At 56.6% G+C, this 18,919-nt stretch carries 19 protein-coding genes and 2 tRNA genes; 12 read left to right on the forward strand and 9 right to left on the reverse strand.

Going from position 1 to position 18,919, the window contains the following annotated elements:
• The first annotated feature begins 19 nt into the window (after positions 1–19).
• The gene (locus ACR0MS_RS16870) at positions 20–370 is read left to right on the forward strand and encodes a hypothetical protein (protein ID WP_480575830.1); all 351 of its coding nucleotides are present in this window, start codon (positions 20–22) and stop codon (positions 368–370) included.
• Positions 371–413: 43 nt separating this feature from the next.
• Here ACR0MS_RS16870 and ACR0MS_RS16875 read toward each other — a convergent pair whose 3' ends face one another.
• The gene (locus ACR0MS_RS16875; protein WP_480575833.1) at positions 414–1,352 is read right to left on the reverse strand and encodes a DUF808 domain-containing protein; all 939 of its coding nucleotides are present in this window, start codon (positions 1,350–1,352) and stop codon (positions 414–416) included.
• 182 nt (positions 1,353–1,534) lie between these two features.
• On the opposite strand from ACR0MS_RS16875, the gene gap (ACR0MS_RS16880) reads away from it, so the two are divergent.
• From gap (ACR0MS_RS16880) to gap (ACR0MS_RS16890), 3 genes are all read left to right on the forward strand, one after another.
• Positions 1,535–2,536, forward strand: coding sequence for a type I glyceraldehyde-3-phosphate dehydrogenase (gap, locus tag ACR0MS_RS16880; protein WP_480575836.1), 1,002 nt, complete (start codon positions 1,535–1,537; stop codon positions 2,534–2,536).
• Positions 2,537–2,607: 71 nt separating this feature from the next.
• Complete coding sequence (locus tag ACR0MS_RS16885; protein ID WP_480575838.1) at positions 2,608–2,751, forward strand: hypothetical protein; 144 nt, start codon at positions 2,608–2,610, stop codon at positions 2,749–2,751.
• 82 nt (positions 2,752–2,833) lie between these two features.
• Entirely contained in the window at positions 2,834–3,838 is a 1,005-nt protein-coding gene (gene gap / locus ACR0MS_RS16890) for a type I glyceraldehyde-3-phosphate dehydrogenase (protein ID WP_480575840.1), read from the forward strand.
• Here the strand turns inward: gap (ACR0MS_RS16890) and coaD are convergent.
• From coaD to ACR0MS_RS16905, 3 genes are all read right to left on the reverse strand, one after another.
• Positions 3,830–4,321, reverse strand: coding sequence for a pantetheine-phosphate adenylyltransferase (gene coaD / locus ACR0MS_RS16895; protein ID WP_480575843.1), 492 nt, complete (start codon positions 4,319–4,321; stop codon positions 3,830–3,832). The two genes, gap (ACR0MS_RS16890) and coaD, sit on opposite strands and share 9 nt — an antisense overlap.
• An 84-nt stretch (positions 4,322–4,405) precedes the next feature.
• A complete protein-coding gene (locus ACR0MS_RS16900; RefSeq protein WP_480575846.1) occupies positions 4,406–4,843 on the reverse strand; it encodes a CBS domain-containing protein in 438 nt (145 codons plus the stop codon).
• Between the two features lie 60 nt (positions 4,844–4,903).
• On the reverse strand, positions 4,904–5,806 hold the full coding sequence (locus ACR0MS_RS16905; RefSeq protein WP_480575849.1) for a LysR family transcriptional regulator: 903 nt from the start codon (positions 5,804–5,806) through the stop codon (positions 4,904–4,906).
• Positions 5,807–5,909: 103 nt separating this feature from the next.
• On the opposite strand from ACR0MS_RS16905, the gene ACR0MS_RS16910 reads away from it, so the two are divergent.
• Both ACR0MS_RS16910 and ACR0MS_RS16915 read left to right on the forward strand, forming a co-directional pair.
• Positions 5,910–7,409: a CoA-acylating methylmalonate-semialdehyde dehydrogenase gene (locus tag ACR0MS_RS16910; protein WP_480575852.1), complete on the forward strand. Its 1,500-nt coding sequence runs from the start codon at positions 5,910–5,912 to the stop codon at positions 7,407–7,409.
• Positions 7,410–7,613: 204 nt separating this feature from the next.
• A complete protein-coding gene (locus ACR0MS_RS16915) occupies positions 7,614–8,198 on the forward strand; it encodes a L,D-transpeptidase (protein ID WP_480575965.1) in 585 nt (194 codons plus the stop codon).
• Between the two features lie 51 nt (positions 8,199–8,249).
• Here ACR0MS_RS16915 and ACR0MS_RS16920 read toward each other — a convergent pair whose 3' ends face one another.
• Together ACR0MS_RS16920 and ACR0MS_RS16925 are read right to left on the reverse strand one after the other, a co-directional pair.
• Positions 8,250–8,726 carry a fasciclin domain-containing protein gene (locus tag ACR0MS_RS16920; RefSeq protein ID WP_170485513.1) on the reverse strand — a complete coding sequence of 159 codons (477 nt, stop codon included), beginning with the start codon at positions 8,724–8,726 and terminating at the stop codon, positions 8,250–8,252.
• 71 nt (positions 8,727–8,797) lie between these two features.
• Positions 8,798–9,649 (reverse strand): class I SAM-dependent methyltransferase, encoded by an 852-nt coding sequence (locus ACR0MS_RS16925; protein WP_480575855.1) that lies wholly within the window; start codon positions 9,647–9,649, stop codon positions 8,798–8,800.
• A 141-nt stretch (positions 9,650–9,790) separates the two neighbouring features.
• Between ACR0MS_RS16925 and ACR0MS_RS16930 the strand changes: the two genes are divergently transcribed.
• The 5 genes from ACR0MS_RS16930 (at position 9,791) to ACR0MS_RS16950 (ending at position 14,585) form a co-directional block, all read left to right on the forward strand.
• The gene (locus ACR0MS_RS16930) at positions 9,791–10,906 is read left to right on the forward strand and encodes a carboxylate-amine ligase (protein ID WP_480575858.1); all 1,116 of its coding nucleotides are present in this window, start codon (positions 9,791–9,793) and stop codon (positions 10,904–10,906) included.
• Between the two features lie 128 nt (positions 10,907–11,034).
• A complete protein-coding gene (locus ACR0MS_RS16935) occupies positions 11,035–12,177 on the forward strand; it encodes an acyl-CoA dehydrogenase family protein (RefSeq protein WP_480575861.1) in 1,143 nt (380 codons plus the stop codon).
• A 7-nt stretch (positions 12,178–12,184) separates the two neighbouring features.
• Positions 12,185–13,225 (forward strand): enoyl-CoA hydratase/isomerase family protein, encoded by a 1,041-nt coding sequence (locus ACR0MS_RS16940; protein ID WP_480575864.1) that lies wholly within the window; start codon positions 12,185–12,187, stop codon positions 13,223–13,225.
• A 3-nt stretch (positions 13,226–13,228) separates the two neighbouring features.
• Positions 13,229–14,101, forward strand: coding sequence for a 3-hydroxyisobutyrate dehydrogenase (mmsB, locus tag ACR0MS_RS16945; RefSeq protein ID WP_480575867.1), 873 nt, complete (start codon positions 13,229–13,231; stop codon positions 14,099–14,101).
• 94 nt (positions 14,102–14,195) lie between these two features.
• The gene (locus tag ACR0MS_RS16950; protein ID WP_480575870.1) at positions 14,196–14,585 is read left to right on the forward strand and encodes a hypothetical protein; all 390 of its coding nucleotides are present in this window, start codon (positions 14,196–14,198) and stop codon (positions 14,583–14,585) included.
• Between the two features lie 19 nt (positions 14,586–14,604).
• On the opposite strand, the gene uvrA is transcribed toward ACR0MS_RS16950, so the two are convergent.
• From uvrA to ACR0MS_RS16965, 3 genes are all read right to left on the reverse strand, one after another.
• Complete coding sequence (gene uvrA, locus ACR0MS_RS16955) at positions 14,605–17,463, reverse strand: excinuclease ABC subunit UvrA (RefSeq protein WP_480575873.1); 2,859 nt, start codon at positions 17,461–17,463, stop codon at positions 14,605–14,607.
• A gap of 177 nt (positions 17,464–17,640) precedes the next feature.
• Positions 17,641–17,717: transfer RNA gene (locus ACR0MS_RS16960), tRNA-Asp, on the reverse strand.
• A gap of 45 nt (positions 17,718–17,762) precedes the next feature.
• Positions 17,763–17,839 (reverse strand) — tRNA-Asp (locus ACR0MS_RS16965).
• 326 nt (positions 17,840–18,165) lie between these two features.
• Here ACR0MS_RS16965 and ACR0MS_RS16970 point away from each other — a divergent pair.
• Positions 18,166–18,903, forward strand: a complete 738-nt coding sequence (locus ACR0MS_RS16970) for a porin (RefSeq protein ID WP_480575875.1) — start codon at positions 18,166–18,168, stop codon at positions 18,901–18,903.
• The last annotated feature ends 16 nt before the right edge of the window (positions 18,904–18,919 follow it).

Below are 18,919 nucleotides of genomic sequence, written 5' to 3' on the forward strand. Positions count from 1 at the left end.
AATACAGGGAAGCTAAGATATGAAATTCCTCACCGCCCTCTGCACCGTGGCCGTAACCGCAGCCGCCCCTGCTTTTGCAGGCGAATTTGCCAGCAAGGACGAGATCCAACAAACAATGGCGGGTCACACCTATGCCGGAGGCATGCTTTCAGGCGCATTCACCGAATATTACGCCGCCGACGGCACCATCAAAGGCGAAGGCTATTCTGGGAAATGGGAAGCAACAGATAGCGGAATGTGCTTTCAATACGGGACCGACCCCAAGAATTGCTGGGATCTGAAAATTGAAGGGGCCGCTGTGACCTTGTTCAAAGACGGCAAAGTCGACGGGTCCGGCGTTGTCGTTCAGGGCAACACCAACGGGTTCTGATACATGGCCGCGCTGCAAGCGCGTGTGGCGGGGTTCACCGCACCTAGTGCGGTTTCAGAAGTTTTGATCCAAGGGGGATCAATACGAACCCCCAGGCCAAACCGAACACACCGTCCATGGCTGCCTTGGCAATCCACTCGGCTGCGCCTGCATATTGTGCGGACACCATGTGGCCCACCGCATAGGCCCAGTCGTGAATAAGGTGGCCCAGCCAACCAAAGCCCAGAACCTCTAGCCCGTGGATTATGATCGACCCACCAACCCACAGCATCGCGGCGGTTCCGACGATGGACAGAACTTTCATCACGATCGGCATGGCCTTGACCAGACCCCGTCCAGTTCCCCGTCCAATCGGTGTCGGTGCATTCTGCGCGAGAAACAGACCCACATCATCCATTTTCACAATCAAAGCGACCGAGCCGTAAACGGCCACGGTCACACCCACCCCGACAACTGCCAATGTCGCCGCCTGCATCCATAGGTTTGGTGCTTCGATAGCGGCAAGCGCTATGGTCATGATCTCAGCCGACAGGATAAAATCGGTCTTTATTGCGCCTTTGACCTTCTGTTCCTCAAGGTGGCCCGGATCGCGTATCTTCATGTCCTCGTCGATGGCGTGGCTGCCATGCGGAAACAGGACATGAAAAATCTTCTCAGCCCCCTCAAAACACAAATAAGATCCCCCCAACATCAACAATGGGGTAATCATCCAAGGCGCGAAATTTGCAAGCAGCAACGCAACGGGCAACAGCAATACGATCTTGTTAAACACCGAGCCACGCGCGATGCGCCAGATGATCGGCAATTCGCGCGCCGGGGCGAAGCCCTGAACGTATTTGGGGGTAACTGCCGCGTCGTCGATAATCACCCCAGCAGTTTTGGCCCCAGCCTTGCCTGCCGCAGCGACAACATCGTCAACCGAAGCCGCCGCAACCTTAGCGATCCCTGCCACATCGTCCAACAATGCCAAAAGACCGCTCATGCTGCTTCCTTTCCAGTCATCTGCCGCAAACAGACCCTACCCGATCCCACGGCTAGCGCAAGCGTTAGCGATACCGGCAAAGGTTTGCGCTAACACGTTAAAAATATGTCACTTTTACTCTTTTGGGAACGCGTTTGGGCCGCTATATCGCCTGCAACGCAAGCGCATTTTGGAGACGTCATATGACCATCAAGGTCGGCATCAATGGTTTTGGCCGTATCGGCCGCTGCACCCTGTCGCATATCGCGGCATCGGCCCGCAACGACATCGAAGTGATCAAGGTCAACGCAACCGGTCCGCTGGAAACCACTGCGCATCTGCTGAAATATGACAGCGTCCACGGTCGGTTCCCCCGTGACGTCGCCATCAACGGCAATACCATGGATCTGGGCCGCGGTCCGATGCAGATGTTCTCGACCTACGACATGAACGAGCTGGACTGGGAAGGCTGCGACGTCGTTCTGGAGTGCACCGGCAAGTTCAATGACGGCCTGAAGGCCAAGACGCACCTTGAGCGCGGTGCCCAAAAGGTTCTGCTGTCTGCGCCCGGCAAGAATGTCGACAAAACTATCGTATATGGCGTGAACCACAACAGCCTGAACGTCGAAGACAAGATGGTCTCGAACGGCTCGTGCACGACGAACTGCCTTGCTCCGCTTGCCAAGGTTCTGGACGAAGGCATCGGGATCGAGCATGGCATCATGACCACGATCCACGCTTATACTGGCGACCAGCCCACATTGGACCGTCGTCACAGCGACCTGTACCGCGCTCGCGCCGCTGCAATGTCGATGATCCCGACCTCGACCGGTGCTGCCAAGGCGCTGGGTGAGGTGCTGCCGAATCTCAAAGGTCGTCTGGACGGTTCGGCAATCCGCGTTCCGACCCCGAATGTCTCGGCCGTGGACCTGACCTTCCGCGCCGCCCGTGACGTGACCGTGGATGAGGTGAACGCCATCGTGCGCGAAGCGTCGCAAGGTCATATGCAGCGCGTTCTGGGTTATGAGCCCGCGCCGCTGGTGTCGACCGATTTCAACCACACCGAAGAAAGCTCGATCTTTGCACCGGACCAAACCCGCGTGGTGGGCGACCGTATGGTGCGCGTGCTGGCGTGGTATGACAATGAGTGGGCCTTCTCGGTCCGCATGGCGGATGTCGCCGTTGCAATGGGTCGCCTTAACTAAGACGCTGTTGAAATCTTGAACATATTTGCCCGCTCAGGTTATCTGGGCGGGCATTTTCGTTCGGGGCCACGATGACCAATCAAATCGCTATCTGGCTGGGTCTTTTGCTTCTGGGGGGCGCTTTTCTGGACTACGCCCTGTTTGGGCCCGAGCATTTCGTGTTCCTCGGCAAAAAGTTCTACGCCTTTCTCGACTGGATCGCATTCTGGCGCTGACAGAGGTTTTGCTTGACTTTTTCGTCGTTCTGGCTTTGTTAGCGCTAACTCTAACATAGCCGAAAGACGGACGGAGCAGACCATGGCACTCAAACTGGCAATCAATGGATTTGGACGCATCGGGCGCAACGTGGTGCGGGCTGTAATGGAAACTGGTCGAACCGACGTGGAAATCGTCGCTATCAACGATCTGGCAAAGCCGGAAATGAACGCGCATCTGTTCGAGTTTGACAGCGTACATGGCCGTTACGCTAAGCCCGTCACCCTGTCAGAAGCCGGAATGGATGTCGGCGCAGGTCCCATCCGCTTGACCAGCGAGCGTGACCCGGAAAATCTGGACTGGTCCGATGTGGACGTCGTGCTGGAATGCACCGGCGTATTCCGCACACGTGAAGCGGCCGCGCGACATCTGGAGAACGGCTCGAAAAAGGTCCTGATCTCGGCCCCGGCACGTGGGGATGGTGGCGTCAAAACGGTCGTTTTCGGCGTCAACGACCATGAACTAACCGCGCAGGACACGATCGTATCGAATGCCTCCTGCACCACGAACTGCCTGTCTCCGGTTGCTGCCGCCTTGGATGCGGGTCTTGGCATTGTCCACGGCAACATGACGACGGTTCATGCCTATACCGCAAGCCAACCGGTGCACGATTCCGCTGGTAAAGACCCCTACCTGTCGCGCGCGGCGGCCCTGTCGATGATCCCGACTACGACCGGAGCGGCCTCGGCCGTGGGTCTTGTGCTGCCGCAACTGCAAGGCAAGCTGACCGGACAGGCCATCCGGGTGCCGACGCCCAATGTTTCGGTTGTCGACCTGGTGGCCGAGGTTTCGCGCCCCACCACCGAGGAAGAGGTCAACGCCTTGTTTGTCGAAGCGGCGGCAAAAATTCCCGGCGTTCTGGCCGCTGAACAACGCCCGCTGATCTCGGTCGATTTCAACCACGATTCCCACAGCTCGACCGTGTCCCTGCCCGAGACAAAGGTCACAGACGGCACTCTGGTCCGGGTGCTGGCCTGGTATGATAATGAATGGGGCTTCTCGAACCGGATGCTGGATACGGCTGCGGCAATGGGCGCGTTATCCTAACCGCTCTTTCAACGCCGTATTGACGCGGGGCGTGACGAATTTCGACACGTCCCCGTCCAGACGGGCAATCTCTTTCACCAGTTTCGAAGCAATCGCCTGATGCCGCGCTTCGGCCATCAGGAACACGGTCTCAACCGAGTTGTCTAATGCGCGATTCATGCCAACCATTTGAAACTCATACTCAAAATCGGCAACAGCGCGCAGGCCTCGCACAATGATCTGAGCCCCCACATCACGGGCGCAGTCGATCAACAGGTTCTCAAAAGGATGCGCGACGATTTCGGTGCCGGTCTGTTCAGTCAGATGCGCGCATTCGGCCTCGATCATGGCGACACGCTCTTCCAGAGAAAACAGAGGTCCCTTGTCCCGGTTAATTGCGACGCCGATCACTAGTTTGTCGACCAATGCGGAAGCCCGTCGAATAATATCGATATGACCCAAAGTGATCGGATCAAAAGTTCCGGGATACAATCCAACCCTCATCGCGGCCTCCTGCGCAATAAAATTTCTGCGCAAGCAAACATAACTCTGCCGCAGGTGCAATAGGAAGTAAGGTTTGCGGGGTGATTAATGCCCCATGATCATCGTTTCCAACGCTTCTTTTTCCATTGCCAGTTCTGACAATTGCGCCTTGACGACATCGCCCAGAGTGACGATCCCGATCAACTGCCCGTCCTCCACCACGGGCATGTGGCGAAAGCGTCCGGACGTCATCCGTTGAAGAACATCCTGCACACTGTCCTGACGCGTTGCGGTTTCCAGATCGCTGGTCATGTAAGCGCTGACCGCCTGATTCAGACAACCACTGCCACTTGCAGCCAGTTCCCGCACGATGTCACGCTCGGAGAGGATTCCGGAAGCTGTTTGCCCCCCATCCACAGAAACCACGACCGTACCGATCCGCTTTTCCGCCAGTATTTTCGAAGCCTCGGACACGGTAATATCAGGGGTGACCGTAACGACCCCCTCGGTGGCCTTGGATTTCAGAATGGTCTGAACAAGCATATACATAACCTCCGAAATAACTTCCTGTTTTACAAAGCGTTGCCGGAATGTCTGAACGTGTCAAGGTGAAGCTTCAGCCTCAAGCCGCTCAACCTCTTCACGGATACCCTGCGTCAGCGCCTGTGCAAAACGGTTCAATCGTTCATTTCGCTGGTCCCCCTGGTGGCGGACAAGGTGGAAACTTCGCGTCAGACTGACCTGATCCATCAGTATTTTCTGCAACTCGGAATGAAACGGCAGAGTGAAATCATGCGCCATGCAAATGCCTGACCCCAACGAAACTTGCCGCAGCTGCACCGAAACCGAATTCGATGCAAGGGCGACACGGTCAACACCGATATCGACCAGATAATCCAGTTCCCGGTCAAAGATCATGTCCGGGATGTAGCCGATCAGCCTGTGCCCATTCAAAGACTCGACCGAACCTATTGCGGGGTGGGTTTTCAGGTAGTCCCGTGTTGCAACAAGGTGCAACCTATAATCCGTGATCTTCTGAACCAGCAGTTTCCCGGCCGTTGGCGCGCTGACCGTTACCGCCATGTCCGCTTCGCGCCGAGACAGGTTAATGACACGCGGCAAGGCCAAAATCTGAATATCCAGATCAGGGTTGGCTTCGCAAATTTTCGCGCAGACCTGCGGCAACAGGTAATTGGCGCATCCATCTGGCGCTCCGATCCGAATTTGACCACTCATGGTCTTGGACGACCCAGCCAGCGCGCCAGAAGCCCCGCGCATGGCTTCCTCGGCCCTTAACCCATATTCCAAAAGCCGTTCGCCGGCACTTGTCAGTACGTACCCCTGCTGGGACTTTGCAAAAAGCGGTGCATCCAGTGACATTTCAAGCCGCGCGATCCGGCGCCCCACCGTGGCGGGGTCGATTTTCAGTAATCGGCCGGCCGCCGACAGGCTTTCCTCGCGGGCAACCGCAAGAAACACGCGCATATCATCCCAGTTTGGAGTCACGCCTTAACCTTTGCATTTTTGCAAAACACCTTTGGGACATTGCCTCTGTTCATGTGATTTATGCAAGCCTATTCTGCGCGCAAATCTATCGGAGGAAATGGCAATGTCCGAACTGTCCCACTTTATCAACGGCGAGAATGTCGCTGGCGCGTCTGGTCGCTTTGACGATGTGTTCAATCCAGCAACAGGCGAAGTTCAGTATAAGTGCCCGATGGCAAGCGCGGCTGAAACCACTGCTGCGATTGAAAGCGCCGCGGCTGCGCAACCTGCATGGGGCGCGACAAACCCACAAAAGCGCGCACGCGTTATGATGGCGATGGTTCACCTGATGAACCGCGATATGGACAAGTTGGCCGAAGCCCTCAGCCGCGAGCACGGAAAAACCATTCCCGATGCCAAGGGCGATCTTCAGCGCGGGTTGGAAGTGATCGAGTACTGCATTGGCGCGCCTCAGATGTTGAAAGGTGAGTTCACCGACAGCGCGGGTCCGGGCATCGACATGTATTCGATGCGTCAGCCGCTGGGCGTCGTTGCCTCGATCATGCCGTTCAACTTCCCGGCCATGATGCCCCTGTGGCACGTGGGCCCGGCGCTGGCCTGCGGCAATGCCGTGGTTCTGAAGCCATCCGAGCGTGACCCCTCGGTCCCGTTGATGCTGGCGGAGTTGTTTGTCGAGGCTGGTCTGCCCAAGGGCGTCTTCCAGGTCGTCAATGGCGACAAAGAGGCCGTCGACACCCTGCTGGACAGCGAGATCATCCAAGGCGTGTCCTTTGTTGGCTCGACCCCAATTGCGCAGTATATCTATTCCCGCGCCACGGCGAACGGCAAACGCGCCCAGTGTTTCGGCGGCGCCAAGAACCACATGATCGTCATGCCCGACGCCGATCTGGATCAGGCGGCTGACGCTTTGGTCGGCGCAGGCTTTGGCGCAGCAGGTGAGCGCTGCATGGCCGTATCGGTTGCTGTCCCGGTTGGTGAAGAAACCGCCGACGCGCTGATCGAAAAGCTGGTGCCCCGCATCGAAAAGCTGACGGTCGGCCCCTATACGGCGGGTGACGACGTTGATATGGGGCCGGTTGTGACCGGTGCCGCAAAAGAACGCATTCTGGGCCTGATCAACTCGGGCATCGAACAGGGCGCAAAGCTGGTCGTTGATAATCGCGACTTCAGTTTGCAAGGGTATGAAGATGGCTTCTTTGTCGGCCCGCACCTGTTCGACCACGTGACCCCTGAGATGGACATCTACAAGCAGGAAATCTTCGGCCCTGTCCTGTCCACTGTCCGCGCCGGTTCCTATGAAGAAGCGCTGAAATTGGCGATGGATCATGAATATGGCAATGGCACCGCGATCTTTACTCGTGACGGTGATACCGCGCGCGATTTTGCCAGCCGGGTGAATATCGGCATGGTCGGCGTTAACGTCCCGATCCCGGTTCCGCTGGCCTATCACACCTTTGGCGGCTGGAAGAAATCCATGTTCGGCGATCTAAACCAGCACGGCCCGGACAGCTTCAAGTTCTATACCCGCACCAAAACCGTCACGGCCCGCTGGCCGTCGGGCATCAAAGAAGGCGGCGAGTTCAACTTCAAAGCAATGGACTGATCGAAACTGTTCTAAGGAATATCAACAAACCCGGCCCATTTCGGCCGGGTTTTTATCGGCAAAGCTCTGCCAAATCCCAAGTTTTTGACCTACTCACGATAAATTCAAACGTGCAGCACTGGCAAATCAGTGCCGTCAGCAATATTTTAAACTGAAATTGTTCGAGCAGTCCCTGATCCGGAGGCAACTTTGTCAAACCCCCGTATGACCCGCCGCACAGCATTGTTGGGCGCTGCGTCCTTGCTGGCGACACCTGCATTGGTGCGCGCCCAAAGCACGGATGCGTTCCCGCAAGCAGAAGATGCAATCAGCACGCAATTGCCTGTGCGCCGCAATGTCTCTTCGTTCTCGCAGCAGAACTGGCAGGATCACTTCGATGAATTGGGAGCTGGCTGCCTGTTGGCGGATATCACCAGCCGTGCGGTTCATTACTGGGGTCCGGACGGCACTTACAAGCTGTACCCAAGTTCCGTTCCCATGAGCGAAGAACTGACCAAGCGCGGCTATACCGAAGTGGTACGCAAGCGCGAAAACCCAAGCTGGACACCAACCGCATCCATGCGCGAACGCGATCCGTCGCTGCCCGTTCGGATGGAGGGTGGAGATCCCGGCAACCCGCTGGGCACCCGCGCGATGTATCTGGGCTGGCCAGCTTACCTGGTGCACGGAACACACGACACGCGCAAAATTGGGCGTCAAAGCTCGTCGGGGTGTATCGGTCTTTATAACCAACATGTTGAGGAGTTGTATCCTCTGGTCCAAGTCGGCACCCAAGTTCGACTGGTTTAACAAAAAAGCCCCGGCCACATGGACCGGGGCTTTTTTTGATTTGGTGAGCGATTACTCGGGCAGGATCACTGCGTCCACGACATGAATGACGCCGTTGCTTGCTTCGATGTCTGCTTGCACGACCTCAGCGCCGTTCACTTTGACCCCATTCTTGGCATTCACGCTCAGACGGTCGCCCTGAACGGTCAGAACCTTGGCGCGTTTACCGGCAATATCACCCGACATCACTTTGGCCGGAACAACATGGTAGGTCAGGATTTCAACAAGCTGATCCTTGTTCTCCGGCAACAGCAAGGTTTCCACGGTGCCTTCAGGCAGAGCGGCAAAGGCTTCGTCGGTCGGCGCGAAAACCGTGTAGGGTCCATTCCCCTTGAGGGTGTCGACGAGGCCGGCAGCTTGAACGGCTGCGACCAGCGTATTGAATGACCCAGCGGACACGGCGGTATCTACAATGTCAGCGGCCTGAGCCTTTACGGGCAGTGTCAGTGCGATTGCGGCGGCAGCGCCCATGAAAGTACGGCGGAACATGGCTGTTAACTCCTCTCCAGCGTTGTATGGAAAGGGGTACGCGCCTTTGACGCGGCCGGATCACAATGAGATCAATTTTCTTTTATCTGCACCCAGATGCTTTGCGCCCGGCCATCCCCTAGGAATGGTAGTGCTTCCACCGCGTCCGGGCGATCCTGTTGCAGGTAATATCCCGGCCAAAGCATTGAAAAGGCGTCAGATTGCAACAAGGCGTGCAGCATATACTGCTCGCCCCAACCCGGGCAATCGTAGAAGAACCGCTTGGGATATTCGTAGGGTAAAAAAACATCGTGCACGTGGATGACGACGCCGGGTTTCAGCTTTGGAATGATCCGGCAGAACAGATGCGCGACGTCGTTGCTCATGCGGACAACATGGCTGGAATCGATGAACAATACGTCACCGGATTCGAGCTGATCGAATACCGATGGATCAACGTCTTCCAAACGCTTTTGCTCGAACTGGTCCACAACATGCGCGATGTCTGCGCGCGGAAACGGGTCAATCGCTGTGATCTGTGTTTCCAGCCCACCGTCAATGATCGCCTGCCGCGTAACCCGGGTCGAGTTCCCGCAGCCGACCTCGATCACCCGTTTGGGCTGAAACCTGCGGATCATGAGATACAGCGCGTCTGCGTCGGGGCTGTCGTAATACCCGTTTCCAACGCGATACCCGGTCTGATTGCGCGCGGGGTCTTTCAAGGCGTCCAGTGCGGCTGCGTGCTGGCGATATTCTTCGACCAACTGCGTGATGTCGAACGCATCCATCCCGGGGGTAAGCGCATAGGCCGGGCGGGTCAGCCCCCCTGCCCGTTCAAACGCCTCAAGACGGGTGCGTTCCTCGCGCTCGGTCATCTTGTCGATCAGCTTTACTCCAAACCGGTCAAGCACCGCATTCAGTCGAAGGAATTTCCTGGGTTTCAATCGAAGACTCCGGGTTTGGATTTCATTTGATCCTGTCCTTACATTTTGAGATAGGCAGTCCGCAAGCACCGCGCGGGTAAACACTTGGCAAAAATCCAATTTCCGTATTCACTGGTCCGACAATCAACCACGAGGGCCGCCATGCAGCAGGAATTCACACTGGGCATCGAGGAAGAATATCTGCTGGTTGACCGTGACAGTCTTGAACTTGCCGAAGCGCCCGAAGCCCTGATGGAAGCGTGTCAGGCAGATTTTGAAGGGCAAGTCAGCCCGGAATTCCTGCAATGTCAGATCGAGGTCGGCACCCGCCCCCACACAACGATCAGCTCTGCCCGTGAAGACCTAAAGAGGCTGCGGACTTGCGTCGCAAGCCGGGCCGCGGACTACAATCTGGCGCCAATCGCGGTGTCTTGTCACCCATTCGCGGATTGGAAGAAACAGCATTACACGCGCAAGGACCGATATGACGCTTTGCACCATGCGCTGGGCGGTGTCGCGCGCCGTATGCTCATCTGTGGAATGCATGTCCATGTCGGCGTCGAGGACCCGGCTTTGCGGGCCGACCTGATGCCGCAGCTTTCATATTTCCTGCCGCACCTTTTGGCCCTGTCCACGTCGTCGCCCTATTGGAACGGTGAGGATACTGGCCTGTCGTCCTATCGCCTGACCGTATTCGACAACCTGCCCCGCACGGGTCTGCCACCCGTTCTGGCAAGCTGGGCGGATTATGAGCGGACAACCGGGATACTGGTTGAACTGGGGGTTATCGAGGACACCTCGAAAATCTGGTGGGACTTGCGGCCGTCCCATCGCTTTCCCACCCTCGAAACCCGAATTATGGATGTTCAGCCACGCTTGGAACATGCCCTGTCCCTGGCCGCGATGGTCCAAGCATTGACGCGTATGCTCTGCCGTTTAAAGGATCGTAACCTTCGGTGGCGTCAATACGACCGCTTTCTCATCGGAGAAAACCGGTGGCGTGCGCAGCGCTACGGCGTTGGTGAAGGGATGATAGATTTTGGCGATCGTTCCATCAAACCGATGCCCGAACTCATGGGTGAGCTGATGGGATTACTTGCCGAAGACGCCGAGTCTTTGGGGACCATGACCGAACTGGCCCGCCTTCAGCAAATCGCCCAGAACGGGACATCGGCCACCCGCCAACGCCGCGTTTATGCAGAAGCCACAGCCCGAGACGAAGATCCCGGAAAGGCCGTTGTCCGACACCTGATTGAAGAGTACCACGCGGATCTCTGACTGTAGGTTCCGTGAATTTTTCCGGACATGTTGGCACCTCACTGAGGAATTGCTGAGCGTGCAAAATTTCTGTAAGAATTCGGAAATAAACACTTGTTCAATTCATCCGGCGGCGTGGGAGGCAAGCCATGGATTTCGCAATGACCGAAGAGCAAACGGCGATCTTCGATATGGCCTATGACTTTGGCCAGGAACACATCGCCCCATACGCACGACAGTGGGAGGCCGACGGCACGATCCCAAAGGACCTGTGGCCCCGCATAGGCGAGCTGGGATTCGGAGCGCTCTATGTCTCGGAAGACGGTGGTGGATCGGGCCTCAGCCGATTGGACGCCACTTTGGTGTTCGAGGCACTCTCGATGGCGTGCCCGTCTGTCGCGGCCTTTTTGTCGATCCACAACATGTGCGCTAAAATGCTGGACAGCTTCGCCAGTGACGAACTGAAGTCGCGCATCATGCCCGAGATTCTAAACCTGAACACCGTTCTCAGCTATTGCCTGACAGAACCGGGTTCGGGATCGGACGCCGCAGCGCTCAAGACAAAGGCGGCCCGCACGAATGAGGGCTATACTCTGAACGGAACAAAGGCTTTCATTTCGGGTGGCGGCTATTCCGACGCCTATGTCTGCATGGTTCGCACGGGCAAGGACGGACCTAAGGGCATCTCGACTGTCTATGTCGAGGATGGGACGCCCGGCCTTAGCTTTGGTGCACTGGAACAAAAGATGGGATGGAAAAGCCAGCCCACCGCTCAGGTCCAGTTTGATGATTGCAAGATTCCGGCCGGAAACCTAGTCGGTGTCGAAGGCGACGGGTTCAAATATGCCATGATGGGTCTGGATGGCGGGCGCCTGAATATTGCGTCCTGTTCGCTGGGCGCGGCGCAAACCGGGTTGAACATGACCTTGCAGTACATGTCCGAACGCAAAGCCTTTGGGCAATCCATCGACCAGTTTCAGGCCCTACAGTTCCGCCTTGCCGATATGGAGATTGAACTGCAAGCCGCCCGCACGTTCCTGCGTCAGGCCGCGTGGAAACTGGATCAGGGCGCGCCCGACGCGACAAAATTCTGCGCCATGGCCAAGAAATTCGTGACCGAGACGGGCTCCAAGGTCGTAGACCAATGCCTGCAACTACATGGCGGTTATGGTTATCTAGCCGATTACGGGATCGAAAAGCTTGTCCGCGACCTGCGGGTTCATCAGATTCTGGAAGGAACCAACGAGATCATGCGCGTGATCGTTTCGCGCCAAATGCTGGCCCATCGCTGAGGACCGAATGCCTGACATCGAAATCCGTACAGAAGGCCGCGCCGGGCGCATTACGCTGACCCGACCGCAGGCCCTTAATGCACTCAGCTACGACATGTGCATGGCCATCGACGCTGCAATGCGCAACTGGCGCGAGGATGACGCCGTCGATCTGGTCATTTTGGACGCCGTCGGGGAAAAAGCATTTTGCGCAGGCGGTGATATTGCTGAACTTTATGAGACCGGCACAAAGGGTGATTTCGCCTACGGGCAGAAATTTTGGCGGGATGAATATCGGCTCAATGCGTTGATCTTTGAATATCCGAAGCCGGTTATCAGCTTCCTACAAGGATTTACGATGGGTGGCGGCGTCGGAATTGGATGTCACGGAAGCCACAGAATCGTGTGCGAAACCAGCCAGATCGCGCTGCCTGAATGCGGCATCGGTCTGATCCCTGACGTTGGAAGCTCGCTTATGCTGGCCTTGGCACCGGGTCGTCTGGGTGAATATCTGGGAACGACCGGCTACCGTATGGGCCCCGGCGACGCGATCTATGCGGGGTTCGCGGATAATTTCATTCCCTCGTCCCAGTGGCCGGACATTATCCAGCTTTTGGAAGCCTCCGGCGATGTTGCGCATGTGGCCAGCCACGCGCAAACCCCACCGGAAAATAACTTGTCCAATGCGCAGGCCGAAATCGACACTGGTTTCGGTGGTGAGAGCCTCGCGGATGTACTGAACACGCTGCGTCATTCGGAGGATGAGTTTTCCGTGACCGCGCTAAAGCTCATGGGGCGCTGCTCGCCCCTGTCGATGGCCTGTACGATCGAAATGCTCCATCGCCTGCGCAGTTCTAACCTGTCGATCCGCAAAGCGTTGGAGCACGAATATCGCTTCACCTTCCGTTCGACAGAGCATGGTGATTTTCTAGAGGGCATTCGCGCCCAGATCATCGACAAGGACCGGAACCCAAGCTGGCGTCACAAAGACCAAAGCGTTCCAGCCGTGGAAGTCTCAAATATGCTTCGCCCGCTCGGAGCCGACACCCTGACATTCGAAGAGGAGTAACAGATGAAAATCGGATTTATTGGCCTCGGAAACATGGGAAATCCGATGGCGGCCAATCTGGTGAAAGCCGGACACGCGGTAACCGGGTTTGATACAGCCAACGTCAGCGTTGCAGGTGTAGAGATGGCCAGTTCCAGCGCAGACGCGGCTTCGGGCGCTGAAATCGTGATTACGATGCTACCCAACGGCCAAATTCTGCGTACTGTGGCCAAAGACATCATCCCATCCATGTCCGAAGGATCGGTTTGGATTGATTGTTCAACCGTCGACGTGGACAGCGCGCGCGCCGTCGCTTCACAGGCTACCGCGGCCGGAATTTTGGCCGTTGACGCCCCAGTTTCGGGCGGAATCGGGGGCGCCGCTGCGGGCACGCTGACATTCATGGCGGGCGGCAGCGATGCAGCATTTGCAAAGGCCGCGCCACTATTCGACATCATGGGACAGAAAGCGGTCCATTGCGGCGAATCCGGTGCCGGGCAAGCGGCGAAAATCTGCAACAACATGATCCTCGGTGTCACGATGATCGCGACCTGTGAAGCCTTCGCGTTGGCCGACAAGCTTGGATTGGACCGGCAAAAGATGTTCGACGTGGTCAGCACCTCGTCTGGGTATAGCTGGACAATGAACGCCTATTGCCCTGCTCCGGGTGTAGGCCCGGCCAGTCCCGCAGACAATGACTACCAGCCCGGCTTCGCGGCAGAGCTGATGCTGAAGGACCTGCGCCTTAGCCAACAAGCCGCCGAAAGTTCGGATGCGGACACGCCGATGGGACAAGTTGCCACCGCTCTCTACGAGCAATTTGTCGAGGCCGAAGATGGGCTGGGCAAGGATTTCTCAGCCATGCTGCCGCGGTTCGAACAGCGAGGGCGTAAATAACGGATCACCCTTGGCGGCTTCTTGCCCATCGGGTTGACCCGAAGGACGCCAAGGGCCAACTATGTATCAGAGAAATCGAGCATAGGTGGCATGAATGCTGCGGAATTTTAAGATTCTGTTCCTGACATCGGCGATCGCCTTCAGTTCAACGGCTGTTTCCGCAGCCAATGGCACCAATCGGGCGAGCGACAAGGTGTTTCGCGTCCCAACTTCCCCGGTGGTGGTCGTCAAGGGAAAAGCGGGTCATTGCCCTCCGGGGCTTGCAAAGAAGGCCGTGCCATGTGTGCCGCCCGGACAAGCAAAAAAATTCTACAGAACAGGTGACTACATTGATCGCGATTACCGTTGGATCAATGATCCCTACCGCTATGGCCTTAATCGCGGCGGATCGTATATTCGCGCCGGAGACTACGTGTATCGCGTAGACCCGGAAACGCGAAAGGTTCTGAACCTGATCGGAGCGGTGGCGGACATTCTGTACTGATCTGCCGTCACCACCACTATCATTCTGCTGCGACGCGCGCTCCTTCAAGCATCTGTTTCAAGTACCGCCCGGTGTGACTGCGTGCAACTTCGGCGACGTCTTCCGGTGTGCCTGTCGCCACGATCTCACCGCCCCCATCGCCCCCCTCGGGACCGATATCAATGATGTGATCCGCCGTTTTCACGACGTCCAGATTATGTTCAATAACGACGACGGTGTTGCCCTGATCGACCAGTTCGTGAAGCACTTCGAGCAGTTTGCGCACGTCTTCAAAATGCAGGCCGGTCGTTGGTTCGTCCAAAATATACAATGTCCGACCGGTTGAGCGTTTTGACAACTCTTTCGACAGTTTCACCCGCTGCGCTTCGCCGCCAGACAGCGTCGTTGCCTGTTGACCAACCTTGATATAGCCCAACCCAACGCGCGCCAGTGCGTCCATCTTGTCGCGGATCGAAGGCACGGCTTTAAAGAACTCCTGCGCATCTTCTACTGTCATATCAAGGACATCCGCGATGGACTTACCCTTGAACTTGATCTCAAGCGTCTCGCGGTTGTAGCGCGCACCCTTACAGGTTTCGCAAGTTACATAGACGTCGGGCAGGAAGTGCATCTCGATCTTGATGACGCCATCGCCCTGACACGCCTCGCACCGGCCACCTTTGACGTTAAAGCTGAACCGTCCGGGTTTGTAGCCGCGCGCCTTGGCCTCGGGCAGACCTGCGAACCAGTCCCGGATTGGGGTGAACGCCCCGGTATAAGTTGCTGGATTCGAACGCGGAGTCCGGCCAATGGGCCGCTGGTCGATGTCGATAACCTTATCCAGATGCTCCAACCCTTTGATCGTCTCACAAGGCGCAGGGGTCTGCCGCGCCCCGTTCAGACGCATCGAGGCCGTTTTGAACAATGTCTCAATCGTCAGGGTGGATTTGCCGCCGCCAGAGACCCCTGTCACGCAAACGAACTTACCCAAAGGGAAGTCCGCCGTGACAGTCTTGAGGTTGTTTCCCGTCGCTTTGACAACCGAGACTTTTTTCTTGTTGCCCTTTCGACGCTTGGCCGGGATCGAAATTTCACGGGTCCCGGCCAGATATTGCCCTGTCATCGAGGCCGCATCCGCCGCGATTTCGGAGGGCGTACCTTTGCTGACAACCTGCCCGCCATGCACACCGGCACCGGGGCCGATGTCGAACACATAATCGGCCTCGCGGATGGCTTCTTCATCATGTTCAACAACAATGACGGTGTTGCCTTGATCCCGAAGGTTTTTCAGCGTGCCCAGCAACCGATCATTGTCACGCTGATGCAAGCCGATTGAGGGCTCGTCCAGTACATAAAGCACCCCAGTCAGGCCCGAACCAATCTGGCTGGCCAATCGGATACGCTGACTTTCCCCACCCGAGAGTGTTCCACTTGAACGTGACAGCGTAAGGTATTCCAAACCCACGTTATTCAGAAACCCAAGCCGCTCACGGATCTCTTTGAGAATGGCATATGCAATCTCATTTTTCTGAGCGCTCAGGTGATTTGGCGCATCCTCGACCCAGGCCAAAGCCTCTTTGATCGACATCTGCACGACCTGACCGACGTGGAGCCCTGCGATCTTAACCGCCAACGCTTCGGGCCGCAGACGAAACCCGTGGCAGGCCCCGCAAGGACGGTTGTTCTGATACCGCTCAAACTCTTCGCGAATCCACGCACTATCGGTTTCACGATAACGCCGTTCCATGTTCGGGATCACACCTTCAAAGCTGCGCGTGACCTGATAAACGCGTCCGCCTTCATCGTAACGGAACTGAATTTCCTCATCACCCGACCCACGTAGAAACACCTGTTGCACCTTTTCAGGCAGGTCCTTCCAGGGTGTGTTCTTGTCGAATTCGTAGTGACGGGCGATGGCTTCGATTGTTTGCAGAAAGTAAGGGGATTTCCCCTTACGCCAAGGGGCCAGCGCCCCATCGTAGAGCTTTAGCGTCTGATCCGGCACCACGAGGCGTTCATCAAAGAACAGCTCTACACCCAGCCCATCGCAATCCGGGCAGGCCCCGAAGGGGGCGTTGAAGGAAAACAGGCGTGGTTCGATTTCAGGAATGGTAAACCCGCTGACCGGACAGGCAAAATTTTCGCTGAAGGTGATACGCTCCGGCCCGCCCTCACGCGGGGCGGTTTCCAAGATCGCAATCCCGTCTGCCAGGTCCAAAGCCGTTCTCAGGCTATCAGCCAGCCGCGTCTCCATCCCTTCGCGAACGACAAGGCGGTCAACCACCACGTCAATGTCGTGCCGGAACTTCTTGTCCAAAGTTGGCGGTTCATCCAGTTCGTAGAATTCCCCGTCCACTTTGACGCGCTGAAAGCCTTGCTTGCGAAGTTCAAGGAACTCTTTTTTATATTCACCTTTCCGGTCCCGCACGATCGGCGCCAAAAGGTACCCGCGCGTGCCTTCTTCCATGGACATGATGCGGTCGACCATGTCCTGAACCTGCTGCGCCTCGATCGGCAGGCCCGTTGCGGGGCTGTACGGCGTACCAGCACGTGCAAACAACAGGCGCATATAGTCGTAAATCTCGGTCACCGTTCCCACGGTCGAACGCGGATTCTTGGATGTCGTCTTCTGCTCGATGGAAATCGCCGGGGAAAGACCGCTGATATGGTCCACATCCGGCTTTTCCATCATGTCCAGAAACTGACGCGCATAAGCCGACAGGCTTTCGACATAACGCCGTTGACCTTCTGCGTAGATGGTGTCGAACGCCAAAGAGGACTTGCCCGAACCGGACAGGCCAGTGATCACCACAAGCTGATCCCGAGGGATATCCACATCAATGCTTTTGAGGTTATGTTCGCGCGCGCCGCGCACCTCGATATTCTTCAGCTCAGCCATATTCGGCCCCCAACACACAAGTGTCCTAGAAATAGGCGAGCCGCACTGAGTCTCCAACAAAAAAGTTAGAACAAAATGTGAACTGACGGAATATCGCCCATCCCTGCTGACACATACTGACGTACTGCCGATACTTGAAGGACAGCGCACGGAAAAAAGGCAGGATTTGAGGAAAAGTGGCGCGGTTGACGGGGCTCGAACCCGCGACCCCCGGCGTGACAGGCCGGTACTCTAACCAACTGAGCTACAACCGCGCACTTATTTTCGTGGCCTTTGCCCTGGACCAAGGATGGCAGCGATGGCGCGGTTGACGGGGCTCGAACCCGCGACCCCCGGCGTGACAGGCCGGTACTCTAACCAACTGAGCTACAACCGCCCGCTGCCCGTTCGTTGCTGAACGTTGGGGTGTATTATGGCTAGGCTCGGACATCGTCAAGCGGCGTTTTGAAGATTTTTCCGAAATCGAAAAAATTCTTGCCCCACGGGTCCGCGCGTCTGCCCTGCATCACAGTGACCATTGGCATTTTGCGAATACGCGAAGTTCCAATCCGACAATCACCCTATAGGTGTGTCCAGCCCGCAACATCATCACGATTTCACATCGACTCAGTACACATTCCTGATCCGGGCGACTAGAGCAGCGCGCACCGGAAGAGTCTCAATCAGACGCTACCGAAAACAAGAAAAAAACGGAGCAGAAGAATGAAAAATTTATTCATTATCAGCGCACTATCGGCAACAATTGCCGCAAGCCATGCCAACGCAGTCGAAGTGACCGGCGGTTATCTGGATTTGGGTTATCGAACTTTCACAGACAGCGATCTGGGTGATGTATTCAACCTGAACGGATCCGGTGAACTGGCATTTAACCGTGCGTTCAGCGCGCAGTTGGATCTGGGTGGCTACCGCTTTCAGGATCTGGGCGAAAACGCGACGAACTGGACGCTGCACGCAAACTGGCACTCCAGCAAGAACGCCTCATTCGGCGCGTTTTATGGACAGGAAAGCATCGATTCTCTGGATGTCGAATTCTACGGTCTGGAAACTGGTTTCGACGCAGGTCCGGCCGAGGTTGAAGGCTATATCGCTCGTCAACAGTTGAGCGATTTTTCGGATATCGACGGTAATATGTTCGGCGTTTCGGTCACCGCTGACCTGAACGACAAATGGGAATTCACCGCCAGCTATGATCTGGTGAATGACGTTGTCGGCGTGCTGGACTACGATCTGTTCGCACTTGGCGCGAATTACGCGGCCAGCGACAACGCCGAGGTCTACGGGATTCTCGGAGTTGCCCATATCTCCTCACCTGTTGTTTCGGGCAACACGAATGAAGCCTATATCGGTGTCGGGGTCCGGATGAACTTCGGCAACGAACGTGGAACCACTTTCGGCCGCCGCGGGGTTTTCGACAAGCTGCCCGGTCTGCCAGGACTTTAAGCACCAAAGCCCCGGA

Source organism: Ruegeria sp. CJ2, assembly GCF_056536745.1.

Excerpts from the sequence above, each read along its gene's own strand:
- ACR0MS_RS16915 (WP_480575965.1), top strand. The coding sequence starts at position 7,614 with ATGACCCGCCGCACAGCATTGTTGGGCGCTGCGTCCTTGCTGGCGACA.
- uvrA (WP_480575873.1), bottom strand. The coding sequence starts at position 17,463 with ATGGCTGAGCTGAAGAATATCGAGGTGCGCGGCGCGCGCGAACATAAC.
- coaD (WP_480575843.1), bottom strand. The coding sequence starts at position 4,321 with ATGAGGGTTGGATTGTATCCCGGAACTTTTGATCCGATCACTTTGGGT.
- mmsB (WP_480575867.1), top strand. The coding sequence starts at position 13,229 with ATGAAAATCGGATTTATTGGCCTCGGAAACATGGGAAATCCGATGGCG.
- ACR0MS_RS16970 (WP_480575875.1), top strand. The coding sequence starts at position 18,166 with ATGAAAAATTTATTCATTATCAGCGCACTATCGGCAACAATTGCCGCA.
- gap (WP_480575840.1), top strand. The coding sequence starts at position 2,834 with ATGGCACTCAAACTGGCAATCAATGGATTTGGACGCATCGGGCGCAAC.
- ACR0MS_RS16920 (WP_170485513.1), bottom strand. The coding sequence starts at position 8,726 with ATGTTCCGCCGTACTTTCATGGGCGCTGCCGCCGCAATCGCACTGACA.
- ACR0MS_RS16870 (WP_480575830.1), top strand. The coding sequence starts at position 20 with ATGAAATTCCTCACCGCCCTCTGCACCGTGGCCGTAACCGCAGCCGCC.
- gap (WP_480575836.1), top strand. The coding sequence starts at position 1,535 with ATGACCATCAAGGTCGGCATCAATGGTTTTGGCCGTATCGGCCGCTGC.
- ACR0MS_RS16900 (WP_480575846.1), bottom strand. The coding sequence starts at position 4,843 with ATGCTTGTTCAGACCATTCTGAAATCCAAGGCCACCGAGGGGGTCGTT.
- ACR0MS_RS16875 (WP_480575833.1), bottom strand. The coding sequence starts at position 1,352 with ATGAGCGGTCTTTTGGCATTGTTGGACGATGTGGCAGGGATCGCTAAG.
- ACR0MS_RS16885 (WP_480575838.1), top strand. The coding sequence starts at position 2,608 with ATGACCAATCAAATCGCTATCTGGCTGGGTCTTTTGCTTCTGGGGGGC.
- ACR0MS_RS16910 (WP_480575852.1), top strand. The coding sequence starts at position 5,910 with ATGTCCGAACTGTCCCACTTTATCAACGGCGAGAATGTCGCTGGCGCG.
- ACR0MS_RS16935 (WP_480575861.1), top strand. The coding sequence starts at position 11,035 with ATGGATTTCGCAATGACCGAAGAGCAAACGGCGATCTTCGATATGGCC.
- ACR0MS_RS16940 (WP_480575864.1), top strand. The coding sequence starts at position 12,185 with ATGCCTGACATCGAAATCCGTACAGAAGGCCGCGCCGGGCGCATTACG.
- ACR0MS_RS16950 (WP_480575870.1), top strand. The coding sequence starts at position 14,196 with ATGCTGCGGAATTTTAAGATTCTGTTCCTGACATCGGCGATCGCCTTC.
- ACR0MS_RS16930 (WP_480575858.1), top strand. The coding sequence starts at position 9,791 with ATGCAGCAGGAATTCACACTGGGCATCGAGGAAGAATATCTGCTGGTT.